At 72.7% G+C, this 20790-nt stretch carries 24 protein-coding genes; 12 read left to right on the top strand and 12 right to left on the bottom strand.

Annotated features, from left to right (window positions below; translation table 11 throughout):
- The first annotated feature begins 35 nt into the window (after positions 1-35).
- Positions 36-1190: a DUF3866 family protein gene (locus BD833_RS06580; protein ID WP_166532315.1), complete on the top strand. Its 1155-nt coding sequence runs from the start codon at positions 36-38 to the stop codon at positions 1188-1190.
- 102 nt (positions 1191-1292) lie between these two features.
- On the opposite strand, the gene pafA is transcribed toward BD833_RS06580, so the two are convergent.
- The 6 genes from pafA to BD833_RS06550 form a co-directional block, all read right to left on the bottom strand.
- Positions 1293-2651: a Pup--protein ligase gene (gene pafA, locus BD833_RS06575; RefSeq protein ID WP_166532314.1), complete on the bottom strand. Its 1359-nt coding sequence runs from the start codon at positions 2649-2651 to the stop codon at positions 1293-1295.
- 76 nt (positions 2652-2727) lie between these two features.
- The gene (locus BD833_RS06570; RefSeq protein ID WP_166532313.1) at positions 2728-3075 is read right to left on the bottom strand and encodes a hypothetical protein; all 348 of its coding nucleotides are present in this window, start codon (positions 3073-3075) and stop codon (positions 2728-2730) included.
- A gap of 27 nt (positions 3076-3102) precedes the next feature.
- Positions 3103-3984, bottom strand: a complete 882-nt coding sequence (prcA, locus tag BD833_RS06565; RefSeq protein WP_166532312.1) for a proteasome subunit alpha — start codon at positions 3982-3984, stop codon at positions 3103-3105.
- 5 nt (positions 3985-3989) lie between these two features.
- On the bottom strand, positions 3990-4847 hold the full coding sequence (gene prcB / locus BD833_RS06560; RefSeq protein ID WP_208092384.1) for a proteasome subunit beta: 858 nt from the start codon (positions 4845-4847) through the stop codon (positions 3990-3992).
- 107 nt (positions 4848-4954) lie between these two features.
- Positions 4955-5602: an endonuclease VII domain-containing protein gene (locus BD833_RS06555; protein WP_166532311.1), complete on the bottom strand. Its 648-nt coding sequence runs from the start codon at positions 5600-5602 to the stop codon at positions 4955-4957.
- A 26-nt stretch (positions 5603-5628) separates the two neighbouring features.
- Positions 5629-5838, bottom strand: a complete 210-nt coding sequence (locus BD833_RS06550) for a ubiquitin-like protein Pup (RefSeq protein WP_166532310.1) — start codon at positions 5836-5838, stop codon at positions 5629-5631.
- 323 nt (positions 5839-6161) lie between these two features.
- Between BD833_RS06550 and BD833_RS06545 the strand changes: the two genes are divergently transcribed.
- Positions 6162-6980: a hypothetical protein gene (locus tag BD833_RS06545; RefSeq protein ID WP_166532309.1), complete on the top strand. Its 819-nt coding sequence runs from the start codon at positions 6162-6164 to the stop codon at positions 6978-6980.
- A gap of 126 nt (positions 6981-7106) precedes the next feature.
- Here BD833_RS06545 and dop read toward each other — a convergent pair whose 3' ends face one another.
- On the bottom strand, positions 7107-8612 hold the full coding sequence (dop, locus tag BD833_RS06540; protein WP_166532308.1) for a depupylase/deamidase Dop: 1506 nt from the start codon (positions 8610-8612) through the stop codon (positions 7107-7109).
- 300 nt (positions 8613-8912) lie between these two features.
- Between dop and BD833_RS06535 the strand changes: the two genes are divergently transcribed.
- Positions 8913-9503, top strand: coding sequence for a LysM peptidoglycan-binding domain-containing protein (locus BD833_RS06535; protein WP_166532307.1), 591 nt, complete (start codon positions 8913-8915; stop codon positions 9501-9503).
- 82 nt (positions 9504-9585) lie between these two features.
- Here the strand turns inward: BD833_RS06535 and arc are convergent, their stop codons facing one another.
- Together arc and BD833_RS06525 are read right to left on the bottom strand one after the other, a co-directional pair.
- Complete coding sequence (gene arc / locus BD833_RS06530) at positions 9586-11319, bottom strand: proteasome ATPase (protein WP_243737486.1); 1734 nt, start codon at positions 11317-11319, stop codon at positions 9586-9588.
- Between the two features lie 186 nt (positions 11320-11505).
- Positions 11506-12429 carry a tRNA (adenine-N1)-methyltransferase gene (locus tag BD833_RS06525; protein ID WP_279535999.1) on the bottom strand — a complete coding sequence of 308 codons (924 nt, stop codon included), beginning with the start codon at positions 12427-12429 and terminating at the stop codon, positions 11506-11508.
- Positions 12430-12524: 95 nt separating this feature from the next.
- Between BD833_RS06525 and BD833_RS06520 the strand changes: the two genes are divergently transcribed.
- The 4 genes from BD833_RS06520 to BD833_RS06505 all read left to right on the top strand — a co-directional run bounded on the left by BD833_RS06520 (position 12525) and on the right by BD833_RS06505 (position 15990).
- Positions 12525-13466, top strand: a complete 942-nt coding sequence (locus BD833_RS06520) for a RecB family exonuclease (protein WP_243737485.1) — start codon at positions 12525-12527, stop codon at positions 13464-13466.
- Positions 13417-13911: a GNAT family N-acetyltransferase gene (locus tag BD833_RS22885; protein WP_166532435.1), complete on the top strand. Its 495-nt coding sequence runs from the start codon at positions 13417-13419 to the stop codon at positions 13909-13911. Before BD833_RS06520 ends, BD833_RS22885 begins: the two co-directional genes overlap by 50 nt.
- A gap of 64 nt (positions 13912-13975) precedes the next feature.
- A complete protein-coding gene (locus tag BD833_RS06510; RefSeq protein WP_166532305.1) occupies positions 13976-15385 on the top strand; it encodes an amidase in 1410 nt (469 codons plus the stop codon).
- Positions 15385-15990, top strand: a complete 606-nt coding sequence (locus tag BD833_RS06505) for a TetR/AcrR family transcriptional regulator (protein ID WP_166532304.1) — start codon at positions 15385-15387, stop codon at positions 15988-15990. Before BD833_RS06510 ends, BD833_RS06505 begins: the two co-directional genes overlap by 1 nt.
- Positions 15991-16027: 37 nt before the next feature.
- On the opposite strand, the gene BD833_RS06500 is transcribed toward BD833_RS06505, so the two are convergent.
- Both BD833_RS06500 and BD833_RS06495 read right to left on the bottom strand, forming a co-directional pair.
- Positions 16028-16522, bottom strand: coding sequence for a mycothiol transferase (locus BD833_RS06500; RefSeq protein ID WP_166532303.1), 495 nt, complete (start codon positions 16520-16522; stop codon positions 16028-16030).
- Between the two features lie 20 nt (positions 16523-16542).
- Entirely contained in the window at positions 16543-17250 is a 708-nt protein-coding gene (locus BD833_RS06495; protein ID WP_166532302.1) for an HAD family hydrolase, read from the bottom strand.
- 244 nt (positions 17251-17494) lie between these two features.
- On the opposite strand from BD833_RS06495, the gene BD833_RS06490 reads away from it, so the two are divergent.
- The 5 genes from BD833_RS06490 (at position 17495) to BD833_RS23375 (ending at position 20197) form a co-directional block, all read left to right on the top strand.
- Complete coding sequence (locus BD833_RS06490) at positions 17495-18088, top strand: Tn3 family transposase (protein WP_166532434.1); 594 nt, start codon at positions 17495-17497, stop codon at positions 18086-18088.
- 129 nt (positions 18089-18217) lie between these two features.
- Positions 18218-18685 carry a nuclear transport factor 2 family protein gene (locus BD833_RS06485; RefSeq protein WP_166532301.1) on the top strand — a complete coding sequence of 156 codons (468 nt, stop codon included), beginning with the start codon at positions 18218-18220 and terminating at the stop codon, positions 18683-18685.
- 97 nt (positions 18686-18782) lie between these two features.
- A complete protein-coding gene (locus BD833_RS06480) occupies positions 18783-19373 on the top strand; it encodes a TetR/AcrR family transcriptional regulator (RefSeq protein ID WP_166532300.1) in 591 nt (196 codons plus the stop codon).
- A gap of 159 nt (positions 19374-19532) precedes the next feature.
- Positions 19533-19721: a recombinase family protein gene (locus tag BD833_RS23515; protein WP_208092383.1), complete on the top strand. Its 189-nt coding sequence runs from the start codon at positions 19533-19535 to the stop codon at positions 19719-19721.
- A complete protein-coding gene (locus BD833_RS23375; protein ID WP_481748694.1) occupies positions 19706-20197 on the top strand; it encodes a recombinase family protein in 492 nt (163 codons plus the stop codon). The genes BD833_RS23515 and BD833_RS23375 overlap by 16 nt, the downstream gene beginning before the upstream one ends.
- Before the next feature lie 109 nt (positions 20198-20306).
- Here the strand turns inward: BD833_RS23375 and BD833_RS06470 are convergent, their stop codons facing one another.
- Positions 20307-20783: a MarR family winged helix-turn-helix transcriptional regulator gene (locus BD833_RS06470; RefSeq protein ID WP_166532299.1), complete on the bottom strand. Its 477-nt coding sequence runs from the start codon at positions 20781-20783 to the stop codon at positions 20307-20309.
- Positions 20784-20790 lie beyond the last annotated feature (7 nt).

Raw genomic sequence — 20790 nt, 5'->3', positions numbered from 1 at the left:
GCGCCGCCGGCGGATCCGCTGGCTAGCCTGCCTGCATGCCGTTCTCCGCCACTCCTCCCCCGCCCTCGCGCATCCGCTGGCGCCGCGGCCGGGTGACGACCAGCACGCGGAGCGGGCGCGACACGTTCCAGCTGACCGTCGACGTTCCGGGCGAGGGCGAGCTGCCGGCCCTGGCCTACGCGTCGCTGGTCGGGGCGCCGGAGGCGGGCGACGACGTGCTGCTCAACACCACCGCGCTCGCCCAGGGGCTCGGCACCGGCGGCTTCGCCCTCGTCGTCGCCATCCCCGACCGGCTGCCCGCGGACCCCGAGGGCCCGGGCCACCTGGTGAAGGCCCGCTACACGCCGCTGCAGGTGACCGTGCAGGGCGTCGACGAGCAGGAGACCGAGCACCACGCGGCGATCGCCGCGGCCGACGACCTCGCCGGCATGCCGGTCGTGGTGGCCGACCTGCACTCGGCGCTGCCCGCGGTGCTGATCGGGATGCTGGCGACCGATCCCGACCTCAAGGTCGCCTACGTGATGACCGACGGCGGCGCCCTGCCGGCCGCCTTCTCCCGCACCCTCGACGCGCTGCACGCCTCCCTGGCGGGCGTGGTCACCGTCGGGCAGGCGTTCGGCGGCGACCTGGAGGCGGTGACCCTGCACACCGGGCTGCTCGCGGCCCGGCACGTGCTCGGCGCCGACCTGGCGGTGGTCACGCAGGGCCCGGGCAACCTGGGCACCGGGACGCCGTGGGGCTTCTCCGGGGTGGCGGCGGGTGAGGCGTGCAACGCCGTGGTGGCGCTCGGCGGCCTGCCGGTGGGTGCGCTGCGGATCTCCGACGCCGATCCGCGCGAGCGGCACCGCGGCGTGTCCCACCACTCGCTGACCGCGTTCGGCCGGGTGGCGCTGGGCGGGGTGACGCTCGTGGCGCCCCGCGGTCTCTCCTCCGAGCTCGGCGGGCAGATCGACGAGGACCTCGCCGGCCAGCCGGACCGGAACCCGGTGGTCTGGGTGGACACCGACGGCCTCGACGCCGCCCTCGGCCTGTCCCCCGTGCCGCTGCGCACGATGGGCCGCGGCTACCCCGAGGAGCGCGCCTACTTCCTCGCGGCGGCGGCCGCGGGGAGGTACGCGGCGCTACAGGTGCCGGTGGACGAGGTCGAGCCCGCCGTGCACGTGGAAGCCGGGGACGGCACGGATACGTGAATCGAGCCGAGTGGGGCCCGGAGGGTCCCGCGCAGGCTCGAACCGGGGCTCAACGCAGGTCGGGACGGCTCCTGGCCGCGGTGCGGTCCGGAGGACCGCAGATCACATCGAGGCGATCAGCTTCTCCACGCGCTCGTCGACGGACTTGAACGGGTCCTTGCACAGCACGGTGCGCTGCGCCTGGTCGTTGAGCTTGAGGTGCACCCAGTCGACGGTGAAGTCGCGGCGCCGCTCCTGCGCCTTGCGGATGAACTCGCCGCGGAGCTTGGCCCGGGTGGTCTGCGGGGGCACGTTCTTGGCCTCGAACACCCGCGGCTCGTGGGCGACCCGGTCCACCTGGCCGGCGCGCTCGAGCAGGTAGTACAGCCCGCGGGTGCGGCTGATGTCGTGGTAGGCGAGGTCCATCTGGGCGATCCGGGGGTGGCTCAGCGGCAGGTCGCGCTTGGCGCGGTACCGCTCGATCAGGTTGAGCTTGATGGCCCAGTCGATCTCGCGGTCGATGAGGCTGAGGTCCTCGCTGTCCACGGCCTTCAGCACCCGGCCCCACAGCTCGAGCATCTGCCGGTGGACGGGGGTGCAGCCCTCGCGGTCGACGAACTCGGTGGCCCGGCTGTGGTACTCCGACTGGATCTCCAGCGCCGACATCTCGCGGCCGCTGGACAGCCGCACCTTGCGGCGGCCGGTCAGGTCGTGGCTGATCTCGCGGATGGCCCGGATGGGGTTCTCCAGCGTCATGTCCCGGATCGGGACGCCGGCCTCGATCATCCGCAGCACGAGGTCGGTCATGGTGACCTTGAGCAGCGTCGTCGTCTCGCTCATGTTCGAGTCGCCGACGATGACGTGCAGCCGCCGGTAGCGCTCGGCGTCGGCGTGCGGCTCGTCGCGGGTGTTGATGATCGGGCGGGAGCGCGTCGTGGCGCTGGAGACGCCCTCCCAGATGTGCTCGGCGCGCTGGCTCACGCAGTACAGCGCCCCGCGCGGGGTCTGCAGCACCTTTCCCGCGCCCACGACGATCTGCCGGCTGACCAGGAACGGGATCAGGACGTCGGCCAGCCGGCCGAACTCCCCGTGCCGGCCCACCAGGTAGTTCTCGTGGCAGCCGTAGCTGTTGCCGGCGGAGTCGGTGTTGTTCTTGAACAGGTAGATGTCGCCGGTGACGCCCTCCTCGGCCAGGCGCTGCTCGGCGTCGACCAGGAGGCCCTCGAGGATCCGCTCCCCCGCCTTGTCGTGGACGACGAGCTCGGTGAGGTCGTCGCACTCGGCCGTGGCGTACTCGGGGTGGCTGCCCACGTCGAGGTAGAGCCGCGAGCCGTTGCGCAGGAAGACGTTGGAGCTGCGCCCCCACGACACCACCCGCCGGAACAGGTACCGGGCGACCTCGTCCGGCGACAGCCGGCGCTGGCCCTTGAAGGTGCACGTGACGCCGTACTCGGTCTCGATCCCGAAGATCCGTCGGTCCACGACCCGAGACTAGGCGCCCGGGGCGACAGCGGCCCGGCGCCGGACCGCCGGGCCGGTCACCGACCGCAGCGGGGCGCTACCGCTTCGCGTCCAGCCGCTGCAGCAGGTCGTCGAAGGCCTGCTCGATCTCGTCGTGCCCGTTCTGCGCCGCCCGCTGCTTGCCGTGGATCAGCGCGGCCCGGTTGACCGTGGCGAAGTCGCCGTACGGGAAGGAGTAGCGCTTCTTGGTCTCCTCGTTCGCCTCCGGGTCCACGGCGAGGTGCCAGGAGGCGTAGCCGTCCCAGCCGTGCTGCTCGATCTCGGTGTTGCCGTCGTCGGCCGACGGCGCGGCGTCGGACCACTCCGTGGCGTCGTCGTAGGTGCCGTCGTCGATGAGCTTCCGGGCCTGGGCGACGGCGTCGGCGTTCAGGTCGTAGTTCGGCATGGCGGTGCCCTACCCGGGCACCGCCACCTACTCCCCCGGGTCGCCGTCGGTCTGCGGGTGGCCCTCGCCGGTGTCGGGCACGCCGCCGGCCGTGTCGGCCGCGGCGGGGTCGCCCAGTCCGGCGGGGGTGCCGGGCTGCGGGTGGGTGGGGACGTGCGGCGAGGTCGCGGTGCCGGAGCCGTCGGCGTCGGTCTGCCCGTCGCCGAGGAGCGTGTGCAGCGCCGCCCCGACGACGCGGCGGAACGCCCGCTTGGGCCGCCGCCGGTCGAGGACGGCCACCTCGAGCTGCCCGGCGCTGAGCCGGGCGTGCTCCCCGTGGCCGGAGCCCGCGGTCACCGGGCTGACCGCGGAGAGCGCGTCGACGCCCACCTTGAGCGCGTCGGCCAGGCCCATTCCCGCGTGGAAGTTCTGCCGCAGGTGGCCGGTGACGGCGTCGGCCTGGCCGCCCATGACGACGAAGTCGGGCTCGTCGACCACCGAGCCGTCGAAGGTGAGCCGGTAGAGCTGGTCGTGCTCGGGGGCGTCGCCCACCTCGGCGACGCAGAGCTCGACCTCGTAGGGCTTCATCTGCTCGGTGAAGATGGCGCCGAGGGTCTGGGCGTAGGCGTTGGCGATGACCCGCCCGGTCACGTCCCGGCGGTTGTAGGAGTAGCCGCGGACGTCCGCGAGCCGGACACCGGCCACGCGCAGGCTCTCGAACTCGCTGTAGCGGCCCACCGCGGCGAAGCCGATGCGGTCGTAGATCTCGCCGATCTTGTGCAGCGTGGAGCTGGGGTTCTCGGCGATGAGCAGCACGCCGTCGGCGTAGGTGAGGACGGCGACGCTGCGGCCGCGGGAGATGCCCTTGCGGGCGTACTCCGAGCGGTCGCGCATGACCTGCTCGGCGGAGGCGTAGTAGGGCATGGTCATGGCGCTCAGGCCTCCCGGTCCATGTTCTGGCGGTCGGCGGCGGCGCGCTCGGTGACGATCCGGTCGGCGACGGCGGCCACCTCGGCGTCGGTCAGCCGGACGGCGCCCTCGGCGTCGACCCGGTAGACGATCGGGTACAGCCGGCGCACCGGGTCGGGGCCGCCGGTGGCCGAGTCGTCGTCGGCGGCGTCGTACAGCGCCTCGACGACGGTGCGGGTGGCCTCGTCGGCGGGCAGGCCGTAGCGCCAGGTCTTCTTGAGCGAGTTCTTGGCGAACAGCGAGCCGGAGCCGACGGCCGCGTAGCCGCGCTCCTCGTAGTTCCCGCCGGTGACGTCGTAGCTGAAGATCCGGCCGGGGGCGGCACCCGGGGCGGCGTCGAGGTCGAACCCGGCGAACAGCGGGACGACGGCCAGGCCCTGCAGCGCGGCGCCCAGGTTGCCCCGGATCATCTGCGCCAGCCGGTTGGCCTTGCCGTCGAGGCTCATCGTGAGCCCCTCGATCTTCTCGTAGTGCTCGAGCTCGACCTGGTAGAGCTTCACCATCTCGATGGCGATGCCCGCGGCGCCGGCGATGCCGATGACGCTGTAGGAGTCGGCCGGGTAGACCTTCTCGATGTCCCGGCTGGAGATCAGGTTGCCCATGGTGGCGCGGCGGTCGCCGCCCATGAGGACGCCGCCGTCGTAGGTGGCGGCGACGATCGTGGTGCCGTGCGGGGCGATCTCACCCACGGGCAGCTGCGGCACCGGACGCCGGCCGGGCAGCAGGTCGGGGGCGGCCGACGACAGGAAGTCGGTGAACGAGGAGCCCACCCGGTCCAGGTAGGCGGGCGGGAACCCGCTCCGGCCAGCTGACGACTCGTTCACCCATCCACCTCTCCCGCCTGCGTCTGCCGGCGTGACCCACTGCTCCGCCCGGTGCTCCGCGTGCTCGTGCCGGGAGCTCCTGGGCGCCGTTGCGACCCTACCGGCGGCTACTCCACGCGGATGGGTCGGACCGGTCCGAGGCCGGCCGCCGCGAACGCCGCGACCAGGTACTGGCTCAGCGCGTGGAAACGCACGTAGGCGGCGGCCTCCTGCAACACGTCCGGGTCGTCCCTGAACTGCCCGAGCCCCCCGTTGCAGTTGAAGCACAGGAGGGCTCGCACGGCACCGGTCGCGTGGTCGTGGTCCACGTGCGCCGCCGGGGCGGTGCGACAGATTGCGCAGACGCCGCCCTGGGCGGCCAGCATGGCGTCCGCGTCGTCAGCGGTGATGCCGTAGCGCCGACGCAGGTGATACGTGCGCTCCCCGCCGACCAGTTCCTTCGAACGGCGGGTTCTCGCGTTGTGGCAGGGCTTGCAATAGGAGTTGAGCCCCGTCCTCGCTGCGGAGTTGCGCCCGAATGCCGAATGGGGCAGTACTTCGCCGCAGTCGGGGCACCACTTGCTGCCCTCGGGAACAACGATCTCCCGTGGGTGACGACTCCGAGGACCGCCCGTCCTTCGATCCCGGCTGTCCCGGTGCCGCCTGCGGGCATGGTCCCGGCAGTAGAAGGCGTACCCGTCCCGGGAGTTCCGATTGCGCGTGAACTCGGCGATCGGCCGGACCGATCCGCAGTCGCGACAGAACTTGCTGTCCACCGTCGTGAATTACGGAACTAGATCGTTCACTGACCCCCCTTTTGTACGTACGCCCTAACAAATTCCTCCGAGTTCTCCTCGAGGACGCCGTCGATCTCGTCGAGGAGCGAGTCGACGTCCTCGGTCATCTCCTTGTGCCGCTCGGCGGCCTCGCTGTCGACGGAGGCCTCGACCTCGTCGGTCTCCTCGCGCGAGCGCGTCGCCTTCTGCTGCCCGCCGCTGTCCCTGGTGGCCATCGCCGTCCTCCGGTACCTCGGATCCGCTGGTGGCTGAAAGCTACCCGCCGGCACCGACATCCGGCGGTTTCCCGGGCAGGTGACGCCCCGGCTCGGGGCGCCGGGCGCGCATGTTGCGGCGGCGTCATGCAAGCGTCACGGTTTCGCACTCGTCACCCCGGTCCGGGGTGGGCACATCACCAGCACGGAGTTGCCGCTTCCCGGGACCACCGCCTCGGGCGGCCTCCTCGCCGCAGTGCCGCACCAGCAGGCACCGCAGCCCACCACAGTCGACGCACGAGGAGACAGACGTGAACCTGCGACTTCGAGGACGACGAGGCACTGTGACCGGCGCCGGCGCCGCGGCCCTGACCGCTGCCGCGGTGTTCATGGCCCCGGCGGCGGCAGCAGCCCCCTCCGATGACATGCGCGAGGCCGCCGAGGCGGCCCAGGAGCAGGCCCAGGACGCCGTGAACGAGGCGGAGCAGGCGCTCGAGGAGGCCCGCCAGGAGGCCGAGCAGGTGGCCGAGGAGGGCAGCGAGCGGGCTCAGCAGGAGGCCGAGGAGACCGTCGACGAGGCCGAGCAGGCCCTCGAGGAGGCCCAGCAGGAGGCCGAGCAGGCCCTCGACGAGGCGGAGAAGACGGCGCAGGACGTCTTCGGCAGCATGCAGCAGGTGGACATGGGCGACTGGCTGCCCGATGACCTGCAGCAGGACCTGAGCAACCTCTCCGACCTGCCGGCCGATGAGCGGGCCCAGGAGCTGCAGGAGATCGTGCAGAACGGTCTCAGCGGGGACTACGGCAACGAGGTCGAGAGCTGGACCGAGCGCATCGGCGGCGTGATCTCGGGCCTGCCGCAGGACCTGCGCCAGGACATCCAGTCGGTCTTCGGCCAGGAGCCGGAGGAGGCGCGCGCCGACATCCGGCAGATCGTCGAGGGCGCCGTCGACGGCGAGTACGGCCAGGACGTCGAGCAGTGGGCCGACTGGCTGCGGAACACCGCCCAGCGCTGGGACCTCTCCCGCGCGATCCAGGGCAGCAGCCCCGCCGAGATGTCGGGCAACCTCCCGGACAACATCATGGACCGGCTCCCGGCCGACGTCCGGGAGCAGATCCCGAACGACGTCCTCGAGCGCATCGAGGACCAGCTCCAGGGCAACTGATCCGATCCGGCAGGCCCCCGCCAGGACACGGTCGGCGACCGTTCCGCCCGGCGGGGGCCGCCGGCCGGTCCCCCGGCCGTGATCGGCCTCCGGCGGCTCGGCCTCCCGCGCTCGGCTCCCGGCGGCTCAGCCCCCGGTGATGGTGTCGACCAGCTCCTGGGCCGTCGCCGACGCCTCGAACAGGGCGCCCACGTGCTCGCGGGTGCCGCGCAGGGGCTCCATGGTCGGGATCCGCACCAGGGTGTCGCGCCCCAGGTCGAACACGACGGAGTCCCACGACGCCGCGGCGACCTGGGCCGGGAACCGGCGCAGGCACTCCCCGCGGAAGAACGCCCGCGTGTCCCCGGGCGGGGTCCCCATCGCCTGCGCCACCTCGGCGTCGCTCAGCAGCCGCTGCATCGCCCCGCGGGCCACCAGCCGGTTGTAGAGCCCCTTGTCGGGCCGGACGTCGGAGTACTGCAGGTCGACCAGCCGCAGGCGGGAGTCCCCCCAGCCCAGCCCGTCGCGCGAGCGGTAGCCCTCCAGCAGCCGCAGCTTCGCCGGCCAGTCCAGCCGGTCGGCCAGGCGCATCGGGTCGGTCTCCAGGTCGTCGAGCACCTCGGCCCACCGGCGCAGCACGTCGGCGGTCTGCTCGTCGGCCGCACCGCGGCTCTCGACGAACCGGGCGGCGTGCTCCAGGAAGCAGCGCTGCACCTCGATGGCGGTCATCCGCCGCCCGTCGCGCAGCAGCACGCGGTGGGTGAGCGTCGGGTCGTGGCTGATCGCCTGCAGCTCCCGCACCGGCTCCTCGAGGGCCAGGTCGTGCGGCAGGGCCCGGGCCTCGATCATCGCCAGCACCAGCGACGTCGTCCCGACCTTCAGGTACGTGGCCAGCTCGGCGAGGTTCGCGTCCCCGATGATCACGTGCAGCCGGCGGTACTTGTCCGCGTCGGCGTGCGGCTCGTCCCGGGTGTTGATGATCGGCCGCTTCAGCGTGGTCTCCAGCCCCACCTCGACCTCGAAGAAGTCGGCGCGCTGGGACAGCTGGAAGCCCTCGGTCCGGCTCTCGGTGCCGATGCCGACCCGGCCGGACCCGGCGAACACCTGCCGGGTGACGAAGAACGGCACCAGGCCGCGGATGATGTCGATGAACGGCGTGCGCCGGTCCATGAGGTAGTTCTCGTGGGAGCCGTAGGACGCGCCCTTGCCGTCGGTGTTGTTCTTGTAGAGCTGGATCGGGCTGGTGCCGGGGATGCGCGCCGCCCGCCGGGCCGCCTCGGCCATCACCTGCTCCCCCGCCTTGTCCCAGAGCACGATGTCGCGCGGCGTGGTGACCTCGGGCGTCGAGTACTCCGGGTGCGCGTGGTCGACGTAGAGCCGGGCGCCGTTGGTGAGGATGACGTTGGCCATGCCCGAGTCGTCGTCGAGATCGTTGTGGTCCAGCGCCTGCGCGGGCGTCAGGTCGAAACCGCGGGCGTCGCGCAGCGGCGACTCCTCCTCGAAATCCCAGCGCGGCCGGCGCGGAGCCGGGGCCTCGGCGACCGCCCACGCGTTCACGACCAGGCTCGACAGCGTCGTCGGGTTCGCCCCCGGCTGGCCGGGAACCGAGATCCCGTACTCGACCTCGGTACCCATGACCCGCCGCACGCTCATGACCCAACCCTAGGCCGCGGACGCCGGCGGCCGGGGCGGGTGCCCGGCGACGGCACCACGCCCGGCGGGTGGCAGGCGGCGGGACGACTCCGTACGCTCGGGACTGCCCGGCCGCAGCAGAGTGGTCAGGGCCCGCGCGCGGGGCGTGGGTGGCCGTCGAGCCGCCCGCCGCGCGCTTCCCGGACCCGCCGCGCGCCCCCTCCGCCCGGTGGCGTGGTCCGTCCCCCATCCGGCTCCGTGGGCGGAGCGCGCCGCCCGATGCCGGGCGCCGACGCCGGGCGCCCGCCGTTCGAGAGGATCATGACGAACCCGAGCACCACCTCCCGCCTGTCCACCCGCTCCCTCCGCCGCCGCACCGCCGGCGTCGCGGCGACCGGTGCGGTGCTGATCGCGCCGTTCCTCGGCGCCGGGACCGCCGGCGCCGCCGACGGCGCCACCTGGGACCGCCTCGCGCAGTGCGAGAGCAGCGGCAACTGGGCGATCAACACTGGCAACGGCTACTACGGCGGCCTGCAGTTCTCCCCGTCGACCTGGGAGGCCTTCGGCGGCACCGAGTTCGCGCCGCGCGCCGACCTCGCCACCCGCGAGCAGCAGATCGCGACCGCCGAGAAGACCCTCGCCGTGCAGGGCTGGGGCGCCTGGCCGGCCTGCTCGGCGAAGCTCGGCCTGACCGAGGCCGACAAGGACGGGACCGCGACGCCGCCCGCTCCTCCGGCGCCCGACGACCCGGCCGACGCGGCGCAGCAGTACACGGTGCAGGCCGGTGACACGCTGTCGTCGATCGCGAGGTCCGCCGGCCTGTCGTGGCAGTCGCTGTACGAGGCCAACCGCGACGTCATCGGCGCCGACCCGGGGATGATCTTCCCCGGCCAGGTGCTCCGCCTGGGCTGACCCACGGCCCGGAGCGGCCGAGAACGCCGACGGCCCGGCCACCCCGCGGGGTGGCCGGGCCGTCGGCGTCGCCGGGTGCGGCCTACAGGTACTGGCCGGTGTTCGTCGCGGTGTCGATCGCGCGGCCGGACTCGTTGCCCTTGCCGCTGATCAGGGTGCGGATGTAGACGATCCGCTCGCCCTTCTTGCCCGAGATCCGCGCCCAGTCGTCGGGGTTGGTGGTGTTGGGCAGGTCCTCGTTCTCCTTGAACTCGTCGAGGCAGGCGGCCATCAGGTGGCTGACCCGCAGACCCGACGTGCCGGTCTCCAGGTGCTCCTTGATCGCCATCTTCTTCGCCCGGTCGACGATGTTCTGCAGCATGGCGCCGGAGTTGAAGTCCTTGAAGTAGAGGACCTCCTTGTCACCGTTGGCGTAGGTGACCTCGAGGAAGCGGTTCTCCTCGCTCTCGGTGTACATGCGCTCGACGGTGCGCTGGATCATCCCGGCGACCGTCGCCTCGCGGCTGCCGCCGTGCTCGGCGAGGTCGTCGGGGTTGATCGGCAGCGACGTCGTCAGATACTTGCTGAAGATGTCGCGCGCGGCCTCGGCGTCCGGGCGCTCGATCTTGATCTTCACGTCCAGCCGCCCGGGCCGGAGGATCGCCGGGTCGATCATGTCCTCGCGGTTGGAGGCGCCGATGACGATCACGTTCTCCAGGCCCTCGACACCGTCGATCTCGCTCAGCAGCTGCGGGACGATCGTCGACTCGACGTCGGAGGACACCCCCGAGCCACGGGTGCGGAAGATCGAGTCCATCTCGTCGAAGAACACGATGACCGGCGTGCCCTCGCTGGCCTTCTCGCGCGCCCGCTGGAAGACCAGCCGGATGTGCCGCTCGGTCTCGCCGACGTACTTGTTGAGCAGCTCCGGGCCCTTGATGTTGAGGAAGTAGGACTTCCCCTGGCTCGTGTCGCCGTCGCCGCGGACGGCGGCCACCTTCTTGGCCAGCGAGTTCGCCACCGCCTTGGCGATCAGCGTCTTCCCGCAGCCGGGCGGGCCGTAGAGCAGGATGCCCTTGGGCGGCCGCAGCTCGTAGGTGCGGAACAGGTCGGCGTGCAGGAACGGCAGCTCGACGGCGTCCCGGATCTGCTCGATCTGCCGCGCCAGCCCGCCGATGTCGGCGTAGTCGATGTCGGGGACCTCTTCGAGGACGAGCTCCTCGACCTCGCTCTTGGGGATGCGCTCGTACACGTAGCCCGAACGCGTCTCCAGCAGGAGCGAGTCGCCCACGCGCAGCGGCTGGCCGGTGAGGGAGTCGGCGAGGTAGACCACCCGCTCCTCGTCGGTGTGCCCGATCACCAGCGCCCGCTGGGTCACCCCGTCGATCGGCTCCAGCAGCTCCTTGAGCATGACGACGTCGCCCTGCTTCTCGTAGCCGCGGGCCTCGACGACGTTCATCGCCTCGTTGAGCATGACCTCCTGGCCGGGGCGGAGCCCCTCGGCCGGCACGTTCGGCGACACCGAGACCCGCAGCTTGCGACCGCCGGTGAAGACGTCGACCGTGCCGTCGTCGTAGCCGCCGAGGAAGACGCCGTAGCCCGACGGCGGCTGGCCGAGGCGGTCGACCTCCTCCTTGAGCGTGACCAGCTGCTCGCGGGCGTCGCGCAGCGTGCCGGCGAGCTTGTCGTTGCGCTCCGACAGGAAGGCCGCACGCCCCTCCGCCTCGGCGATCCGCTCCTCCAGCGCGCGCACCTGCCGGGGGCTGTCGGCCACCTTGCGACGGAGCAGCCCGATCTCTTCCTCGAGGTAGGAGATCTGGCTGAGCAGCGCCGTCACGTCGCGTTCACGCCGCGCCCTCAGCTCGTCAGGACCATTGCTCGAACCTGGGCCCATCACGCACCTCCGCACAGTCGGGGGAGCCAGGACGCAAATCTATACACGCGCGACGACACTTCGCCGTGGGCTCGCGGAGGCCCGGGCGCGCCAGGGACGAGGGGGCAGGGACGAGGGACAGGGCCCCTGTCAGTGCTTCTGGGCGCGCCGCTGCCGGATGGGTGCGACGGCGCCCTCGGCGAGCCGGCGCGCGGTCACGAGGAACGCGGTGTGCGCCACCATCCGGTGCTCCGGTCGGACGGCCAGGCCGACCGCGTGCCACGGGCGCAGCAGGGACTCCCAGGCGTACGGCTCGGTCCAGACGCCCTGGGCCCGCAGCGCCTCGACGTAGGTCGACAGCTGCGTGACCGTGGCGACGTAGCCGACCAGCACTCCCCCGGGCCGCAGCGCCGCGGCCACCGTGGGCAGCACCGCCCACGGCTCCAGCATGTCCAGCACGACGCGGTCCACCACCTCCTCGGCCGGGTGGTCGGCGAGGTCGCCCAGCCGCAGGGTCCAGTTCGCCGGCACCTCGCCGAAGAAGGCCCCCACGTTGCCGCGGGCCACGTCGAGGAAGTCCTCGCGCCGCTCGTAGCTGGTGAGCGATCCCCCGGCGCCGACCGCCCGCAGCAGCGAGCAGCTGAGCGCGCCCGAGCCGGCCCCGGCCTCCAGGACCCGCATGCCCGGGCCGACGTCCCCGAACCCGACGATCTGCGCGGCGTCCTTGGGGTAGATGACCTGCGCCCCGCGCGGCATGGAGAGCACGTAGTCGGCCAGCAGCGGCCGCAGCGCGAGATAGCCGGTGTTGGCCGTGGAGTGCACGACGGAGCCCTCCGGCGCCCCGATCAGGTCGTCGTGCTCGATCGCCCCGCGGTGGGTGTGGAACTGCTTGCCCGGCGTCAGGACGACGGTGTGCAGCCGCCCCTTGGGGTCGGTGAGCTGCACCCGGTCGCCGGCGACGAAGGCGCCCTCGACCGGCTCCGCGCGCTGGGCCGGGGGCTCGGCAGCCACGTCCTCCGGCGCGTGCTGCGCCTCCTCGACGACGTCGGTGTCCGGCTCAGGCTGGGTGTCCACGGGCGACCAGCGTACGGACGGCGCCGGTGTGACCCGTGCCGCCGACGCGGCGCGGGTGCCCGGAAGTGTCGGGGGCGCCACCTAGCCTCGGGCGCATGACGGCGATGGCCTACCCCGACGTGCAGGCGGCCGACTCCCCGGCCGAGGCCGCTCCGGACGCGCCCGCCCCGCGGCGCCCCTCCCTCTCCCCCAGCCGCGCGGCCGATTTCAAGACCTGCCCGCTGCTGTACCGGTACCGCACCATCGACCGGCTGCCCGAGCGCAAGAGCCTGGCCGCGGTCCGCGGCACGCTGGTGCACTCGGTGCTGGAGCGCCTCTACGACCTCCCCCCGGCCCGGCGCACGCCCGAGAGCGCGCTGGAGCTCCTCGAGCCGGCGTGGGCGGAGCTGCGCGAGGAGCCGGGGGTCGCCGAGCTGTTCGGGACCGCGCAGCCCGACGGCGCGGAGACCGACCCGAACGCCCCGGAGTCGGTGCAGGCCTGGCTGGCCTCGGCCGGGAAGCTCGTGGAGCGGTACTTCACGCTGGAGGACCCGCGCCGCATCCAGCCCGAGGGCCGCGAGCAGCTGGTCGAGGTCACGCTGCCCGACGGGCTGCTGCTGCGCGGGTACGTCGACCGGCTCGACGTCGCCCGGAACGGCGCGCTGCGGGTGGTCGACTACAAGACCGGCTCGATGCCGCGCGAGGCGTTCGAGTCCAAGGCGCTGTTCCAGATGAAGTTCTACGCGCTGGTGCTCTGGCGCACCCGCGGCGTGGTCGCCGCCCAGCTGAAGCTGCTGTACCTCGGCGACGGCGACGCGCTGACCTACGCCCCCGACGAGGGCGAGCTGGTCCGGTTCGAGCGGACGCTGCTGGCCATCTGGTCGGCCATCGAGCGGGCCGTGGCCACCGGCGAGTTCCGCCCGAACAAGAGCCGGCTGTGCGGCTGGTGCGACCACCAGGCCCTGTGCCCGGCGTTCGGCGGCACGCCCCCGCCCTTCCCGGCCGAGGCTGCCGCGGCGGCCGGCTGGCGGACGACGCTGCCCCTCACGCCGGCCTGACCGGCACCGTGGCGCCTTCCGTGCGGCCGGCGGTCGCGACCGACCTGTCCGGCGTCGTGGCTCTGTACGCGCGCTGTACGCGGAGCTGGAGCTCGCCGGGTCCGACCGGGTCCGCGACGCGTGGGCCGCCACGCTGGCGACCCCGGGGCGGACCGTGCTCGTCGCCGAGGCCGCCGGGGAGATCGTCGGCACCGTGGACCTCACGGTGCTCGCGAACGCGGCGCACGCCGGCGACCCGTACCTGCTCGTCGAGAACGTCGTCATCGACGCGGCGCACCGGCGCTCCGGGGTGGGCGCGGCGCTGCTGGCAGCCGCACGGGACCACGGGCGCCGGGCCGGTTGCTACAAGCTGCAGCTCTCCGCCGACGAGCCGGAGGCGTTCGCGTTCTACGAGTCGCTGGGCCTGCGCCCGCTGGCCCGGACCTACAAGGAGTACCTGGCGTAGCGGCCGGAGGGCCTGGCGCGCCAGGTGGTTGGCAAACGTGAACGGCGCATTCACTATTGGCCGCATGAGCATCTCCGCCGACGAGTACCGCAGCTGGGACGCCGTCGAGATGGCGCGGCTGGTGCGCAGTGGCCAGGTCACGCCGGCGGAGCTGGCGGACGCCGCGCGCGCCCTGATGGCCGAACGGTCCGACCTCGGCGCCGTCGCCGCCCACGCCCCCGCCACCCCTCCCGCCGACGTCCCCCCGCCCGGTCCCGCCGGTCCCCTGGCCGGCGTGCCGTTCGCCGTCAAGGAGCTGATCGGCTGGCCGGGCCTGCCGTGGACCTTCGGCTCCCGGCTGTTCGCCGGGCACCGCACCGAGGAGTACTCCCCCTACGCCGCCCGGATCCGGGACGCCGGCCTGCAGGTCCTCGGCTCCACGACCAGCTCCGAGTTCGGCCTGCTCGGGAGCACCGAGACGGCGCTGCACGGCGTCACCGGCAACCCGTGGCGCGTCGGCGTGTCCGCGGGCGGGTCCTCCGGCGGATCCGCGGCCCTGGTCGCCGCGGGCGTCCTGCCCATGGCCCACGGCGACGACGCCGGTGGCTCGCTCCGCGTGCCGGCCGCGCTCACCGGCGTCGTCGGCTTCAAGCCGACCAACCAGCGGCCCACCCCCGTCGGCCCGGAGATGCCGGGCCTCGGCCGGTTGGTGGTGGAGCACTGCATCTCCCGCACGGTCCGCGACAGCGCCGCCTTCCTGGCGGCGACCGAGCGCACCGGGGCCGACGCGGTCCACCCGCCGGTCGGCGTCGTCCGCGGGCCGGCCAGGGACCGGCTGCGCATCGCGGTGCTCGGCGCGACGCTCATGGGCGCGGCGCCGCACCCCGCCGTGGCACGCGAGCTCCGGCGTGCGGCCGACCTCTGCGCCTCGCTCGGGCACGACGTGGTGGACGCCGCGCCGCTGGACGTCTCCGGCCCGGCACTCAGCCGCGGGTTCTTCGGCGCGGCGGCGCAGACGATGGCGGTCGTCGCCGCGTCCGTCACGCCGCTGCTCGGCCGGCCGCCGGGCCCGGAGGAGCTGGAGCCGTTCACGCTGGAGCTGATCGAGTGGGGTGCCACCCTCGGCCCCGACGAGGACGCCGTCCGAGCGGCGGCGTTCGCCGACGGGACCCGCGCCTACCTGCGGCTGTTCGAGCGCGCCGACGTCGTCCTCAGCCCCACGGTCGCCCGCCCGCCGTGGCCCGTCGGCCACCTCTCCCCCGACGCCGGGCGGGAGGTGCTGATCCGCCGCACGGAGGAGGCGGTCGGGTACACGCCGATCCACAACATGTCCTCCTGCCCGGGCATGTCGCTGCCGCTCGGCCAGGACGACGGCCTCCCGGTCGGGATGCACATCGCCGCGCGCCCCGGAGCCGACGCGCTGCTGCTGGCCCTCGCCTACGAGCTCGAGCAGGCCGCCCCCTGGCCGGCGGCGCCGTGGCCGGGGGGAGCCTGATGGCGCAGGTCCGGAAGCCCGAGGTCCGGGCCCGCATCGAGAGCGCCGCCCTGCGGTGCTTCGCCGAGCAGGGCTACCCGGGGACGTCGATGGCCGCCATCGCCGCCGCGGCCGGCACCGCGCCCGGCAACGTGTACCGCTACTTCCCCTCGAAGGAGACGCTCTTCGCCGCGGTCGTCCCCGGCGACCTCGCCGACCGGCACGACGAGCTGCTGGACGGCCGCGTGGCGGCCCTCGCCGAGCGGTCCCCCCGGACCTCTCCCGCGGCGGGCGAGCTGCTCGACTTCTGGCTGGATCACCGGCTCGCCGTGGTCGTGCTGCTCGACCGGGCGGCGGGCACGCCCTTCGCCGGCTACCCCGCCGGGTTCGTGGCCCGCCTCACCGAGCACGTCCTCCGCTCGCTCGATGTGCCGCCGTCCGCGGCCCAGCGGAAGGTGCTGGAGATCGTCTTCGACAACACCCGCAGGACGCTGGCCGAGATCCTGCGCACCGCCGAGGACCCGGCCGCCGCGCGGGCCATGGTGTCGGCCTTCTGGAGCTACCAGCTGCCGGGCCTCGACGGGCTGCTGGGCTTCCTGCGGGAGGGCGCCGCCGGCGCCCGGTGAGGGCCGGCCCCGTGACGGCAGCGCCGCCGGTGGCCCGTCAGCGGCCGGTGACGCCGTCCAGCAGCTCGCGGGTGGCGTCGGCGTGCCCGGCGTGCCGGGCGGTCTCCTCGACCAGGTGCAGCAGCACCCAGCGCAGGTCCCGCCCGCTGCCGTCGGCGCACGGCCGGGTCACCTCCATCGACCGCACGGCGGCGGCCGTGGCCGCACCCCGCTCGCGGTAGCCCCGCACGGCCGCGGGCACGGTCAGCTCCGGGCCCGGGGAGAACTCGGCCTCGCTCCGGTGCACCGCTTCCCCGAGCATCCGGCCGTCGATCCAGCGGCGCTCCACGTGGGTCAGGTGGTTCACGATGCCGATCACGCCGATCAGGGCACCGTCCGGCCGCCAGCGCGCCTGCTCCTCGTCCAGGTCCTCGAGCATGCGCAGGAGCGATGCCCGGAGGTGCTCCAGCCAGGCCAGCAGCAGCTCCCGTTCGTCCGCGATCGGTCCGGGCTGGGCCGTCTCGGGCTGGGCGGTCTCGCGGTGGTCGGCCACGCCGGCAGCCTAGGGCCGGGTCAGCAGCCGGCGGGCTCCATCGCCGGGCCGGCGGCGAGCACGGCGGCCAGCTCGGGCAGCCCCACCCCGGCGAGGGTGTCCCGGAGGGTGAGCCCGGGGGCCGGCGGCACCGGCTGGAGCGCCGGCACGCCGAGCACCGCCATCCCCGCGGCCAGCCCGGCGATGATCCCGACCAGCGAGTCCTCGACGACCACGCAGGTCCCGGGGTCGACGCCGAGCACCGCGGCGGCCTGCAGGTAGGGCGCCGGGTCCGGCTTCCGGGCGGGCACCTCGTCGCCGCAGACGGTGGCGTCGAACGGATCGGCGCCCAGATCGGCGGCGATGCTGGCGAGCACGACGTCGGCCAGCCGGCGGGGCGTCGTCGTCACCAGGGCGGTGGCGAGCCCGGCCGCGCGGACGCCACCGACCAGCTCCCGGGCACCGGGCCGCCACGGGATGCCGGCGGTGGCCATGAGTTCACCGGTGCGGTCCTCGACCCGGCGGGCGTCGGCCTGCAGCTGCTCCTCCGAGCGGGTCAGGCCGAGGTCGGCGTACAGCACCTGCATGGAGTTCCGCATGCTGGTGCCGACGGTCGCCGCGCGCGCCTCCGCCGACATGCGCCCCCCGAGCGAGGCGGCGAGCTCGAACATCGCCTCGCCCCAGTACTCCTCGGTCTCCACGAGAGTGCCGTCCATGTCGAACAGGACGGCGGCGGGGCTCTTCGTCATGTGAACTGCGATCCCTCTCGGCCACTCGGATGCCGCCGCGAGTCTCCCAGCCGACCGGGGTCTCCCCGATGGCGGCCCCGGTGGACCGAACCCGGGTGTGGGGAGGATCGGAACGGTTTTTGGCGGTAGCGGGACCGAAAGGGCCGTATTGGTGACGTAGCGTCCCACTGCTTATACGGTTTGTGGCTATGCCGGTCGATTTTCTGTCGGAAGAGCAGGTGTCCCGCTACGGGCGTTTGGGTCGCTGCAGCAAACCTCCCGCCACCTGGTCCACACCGACCGCATCGCCCAGCACTGGCCCGACATGCTGCGGGTGGCCGGTTCCCTGAGCCTGGGCGAGGTCCGCGGCTACGACCTGATCCGGATGCTCTCGCGAGAGGGACGCCCCACCGGCCTGGGCGACGCGTTCGCGCAGTACGGGCGGATCTTCAAGTCCCTGCACGTCCTACAGGTGATCGCTGACGGCGACTACCGGCGGATGCTCACCGCCCAGCTGAACATCTCCAAGGGCCGCCACACCCTGGCCCGGCGGATCTTCTTCGGCCACCGAGGCGAATTGCGCCAGCACTACCGCCAGGGGATGGAAGACCAGCTCGGCGCCCTCGGCCCGGCCCTGAACGCCGTCGTGCTGTGGAACAGCCTCTACATCGATACAACGGTCAAAACCCTGATGGAAAAGAAGTTTCCCGTCACGGACGAGATGATCGCCCGCATGTCGCCCCTGCAGTTCGAGCACATCAACTTCCTCGGCAGGTACGCCTTCACGCAACCCGACATCACCACCCTGCGATCACTTCGCGAGCCGGACACCTCCGCTGCCGGCCCGGAACCTTGGTGACCTTCGGTCCTGATCGCCATGCGGACTGCCCACGTCTGTCTTGGCTGGGCCGTGACGGTCCTCACCCTTGCTCCTCGGCGGCCTCCCGGTTAGGTTTGTTATTGTTCAATCACTAACCAAGGAGCGACCATGAACGCCAACCCGACCCGCGAACTCACCCCCGCGCAGCACGCCCTGGCAGAGCACCTGCGGCTGGTGTCCTCCGGCCAGATCGACGAGTGGATCGAGCTGTACGCCGCGGACGGCACGGTCGAGTTCCCCTTCGCTCCCGCCGGTGTGCCTACCCGGGTGCAGGGACGCGAGGCGCTGATCGCCCACATGCGCGGCTTCCCGCAGACCTTCGATGTGAAGTTCGTCGACGTGAAGTTCATCGAGACGACCGACCCCCGCACCGCGGTCGCCGAATACCGCTCGGAGGGAAGCGTCCTCAGCACCGGCAAGCCGTATGAGCAGACGGTCATCACGGTGATCCGCCTCGACGAGGCGGGCCTGGTCGAGCGGTTCGTCGACTACTGGAACCCTCTTGTGGTTATCGAGGCCATGACCCCCGACCAGGCGGCCAGTGGCCAAGACGTGTCGTGGCCCGCAGGGCGCTGATCCCGATTCGACAGGGTGAGAGGGGGGCAGGACGGGTCGCCCACCCGTCTTGCCCCCCTCTCACCCCGTCTCACCCCGCAGTGAAAAACTGGTAGACATGCCCGCCTCCGGCTCCAGCGTGAAAAGCGATCAACGCCGTCGGGTCGTGCTGGACGCTGCCGTGGCCTGTTTCGCGCGCAAGGGTTACTACGGCACGACAACCAGTGAGATCGCCGAACGGGCCGGAATCTCTCAGCCCTACGTCTACCGTCTCTTCGCCAGTAAGGAGGCGCTGTTCGCCGGTGCCGTCCTCCACGTGTCCGAGCTGCTCTCGGATGCTCTGACCGGAGCCGGCGCCGGCACCGATGAGGCAGGGCCGCCCCGACAGGCGGAAGGGGTGATGCGTGCGATCCGGTCCGCGTACAGCACCCTGATCCAGGACCGGGACGTCATGCGGTTCCTCATGCAGGCCAGTTGCGCAGCTGATGAGCCGCTCGTGGCCGAGGCGGTGCGCACGTGCTATGCCCGGCAGGTCGAACTCGTCAGTGAGCTCCTGAACCACGACGACGCTGCGGTCCGGCTCTGGTTCGGCGCCGGCATGCTCGAGAATGTCACGCTGACCCTCGGCCTGGCCGACGTCGACGAGCCCTGGGCACGGACCCTCAGCGGGCAACGGCCTCGATCGGACAGCGGTAACTTCACCCACTAGGTTTCGCCCTAGCTTCTACCGCAAGGGCGGGATATGCAGGCGGCCTGCCGGGCCGTCCCACTTCCTCGGAAGTGGGACACCGGCGGCCAGCTCCGGCGCCGATCACAGACGCCCAGGTCGAGATCGTCCCAAAAGCTGTCCCACAAGTGAGTACCGAATGTGTCGTACGATCTTGAATTTCGGTACGGTAGCGACCTGGATCTTGGGTACGCGCGGGTCTCGACCACCAAGCAAGATCTTGATCGGCAAATCATGGCGCTCGAGGCGGCCGACATCCCGCCCGAGCGGATCTACGTCGACAAGAAGTCCGGGGCCACACCAACCGGCCCGGCCTGCAGGCGGCGATGAGTTTCGCCCGGCACGGCGACGTCATCGTCATCCACACCCTCGACCGGCTCGGGCGGACCGTGCGCGACACCCTGAACCTGATCCACGACCTGGCCGAGCGCGGAGTCGGCATCCGCACCCTCGCCGACCCCATCAAGGTCGACTCCGCCAACCCGGATGATCCGATGGCCCAGCTGGCCGTCGTGCTGCTGGCGCTGTTCGCCCAGATGGAACGCACCTACAGCCTCGAACGCGCCGCCGGTGCCCGCGCGGCCGCGACCGCGAAAGGCCGGCGGATCGGGCGGCCCGCCGTCGTCGACCCCGACAAGCTCGCCTACGCCGCGCACCTTCGCGACACCGGCAGCACGATCGCCGAGATCGTCACTAAGAGCGGGATCACCCGCACCAGCCTCTACCGGCACCTGCCGCCACGCCCCGCGGCCCAGGTCACCGCCGCCGAGCATGAACTGCACGCGCCTCCGACGACCGAGGCATAGCCAGAACCAGAGCTGTGAACACTTCATCTCTGCTGGGGGCTTCGCCGTCAGCAGAGATGGCTACCGCCAACAACCGTTCCGATCCTCCTCGGACCCCAACCCGGCCCGCCTACGCCGACCCCTCGTCCGCGCGGCCCGCCTCGGACGGGCCGCCGGTCCTGCCGGTGACCGCGCCGAGCAGACCGAACAGGTCGCGGTCCGCGGGCAGGCTCCCGAGCCCGCGCAGCTCCGCGTCGATCCCGGCGATCACGGCCTGTCCCGTGGCGAGCAGCCGGCGGCCACGGGGAGTCAGGTCGAGCAGCGCCCGCCTCCCCCGGCCCGGACCGGCGGGCGCGACGGCGCCGGCCTCGATGAGTGCCGCGACGGTGGCGTGCATGCTCTGCGTCGTCACCCGCGCCCGCCGCGCGAGCTCGGTGTACGAGAGGCCGGGCTCGCGGGCCAGGTGCCCGAGGGCTCCGAGCAGCCGCAGGGACAGGCCGACCTCCTCGAGGGAGCCGTTGATCCAGCCGTCGAGCTGCCGGCCCAGGGCGACGAGCAGGACGGCGGGGCTGGTCGCCGGCGGGCTCGGCACGTCCGGGCTCGTCACGTCGTCT

The organism is Blastococcus xanthinilyticus, from assembly GCF_008124835.1.
In the GTDB taxonomy this organism is placed as follows: domain Bacteria; phylum Actinomycetota; class Actinomycetes; order Mycobacteriales; family Geodermatophilaceae; genus Blastococcus; species Blastococcus xanthinilyticus.
This window is presented reverse-complemented; position numbering and strand designations above follow the sequence as displayed.

Bases quoted from the DNA above. Each gene is read 5' to 3' on its own strand.
- BD833_RS06580 (WP_166532315.1), top strand. From the start codon at position 36: ATGCCGTTCTCCGCCACTCCTCCCCCGCCCTCGCGCATCCGCTGGCGC.
- BD833_RS06570 (WP_166532313.1), bottom strand. From the start codon at position 3,075: ATGCCGAACTACGACCTGAACGCCGACGCCGTCGCCCAGGCCCGGAAG.
- prcA (WP_166532312.1), bottom strand. From the start codon at position 3,984: ATGACCATGCCCTACTACGCCTCCGCCGAGCAGGTCATGCGCGACCGC.
- BD833_RS06550 (WP_166532310.1), bottom strand. From the start codon at position 5,838: ATGGCCACCAGGGACAGCGGCGGGCAGCAGAAGGCGACGCGCTCGCGC.
- dop (WP_166532308.1), bottom strand. From the start codon at position 8,612: ATGAGCGTGCGGCGGGTCATGGGTACCGAGGTCGAGTACGGGATCTCG.
- BD833_RS06535 (WP_166532307.1), top strand. From the start codon at position 8,913: ATGACGAACCCGAGCACCACCTCCCGCCTGTCCACCCGCTCCCTCCGC.
- BD833_RS06520 (WP_243737485.1), top strand. From the start codon at position 12,525: ATGACGGCGATGGCCTACCCCGACGTGCAGGCGGCCGACTCCCCGGCC.
- BD833_RS06510 (WP_166532305.1), top strand. From the start codon at position 13,976: ATGAGCATCTCCGCCGACGAGTACCGCAGCTGGGACGCCGTCGAGATG.
- BD833_RS06505 (WP_166532304.1), top strand. From the start codon at position 15,385: ATGGCGCAGGTCCGGAAGCCCGAGGTCCGGGCCCGCATCGAGAGCGCC.
- BD833_RS06495 (WP_166532302.1), bottom strand. From the start codon at position 17,250: ATGACGAAGAGCCCCGCCGCCGTCCTGTTCGACATGGACGGCACTCTC.
- BD833_RS06485 (WP_166532301.1), top strand. From the start codon at position 18,218: ATGAACGCCAACCCGACCCGCGAACTCACCCCCGCGCAGCACGCCCTG.
- BD833_RS06480 (WP_166532300.1), top strand. From the start codon at position 18,783: ATGCCCGCCTCCGGCTCCAGCGTGAAAAGCGATCAACGCCGTCGGGTC.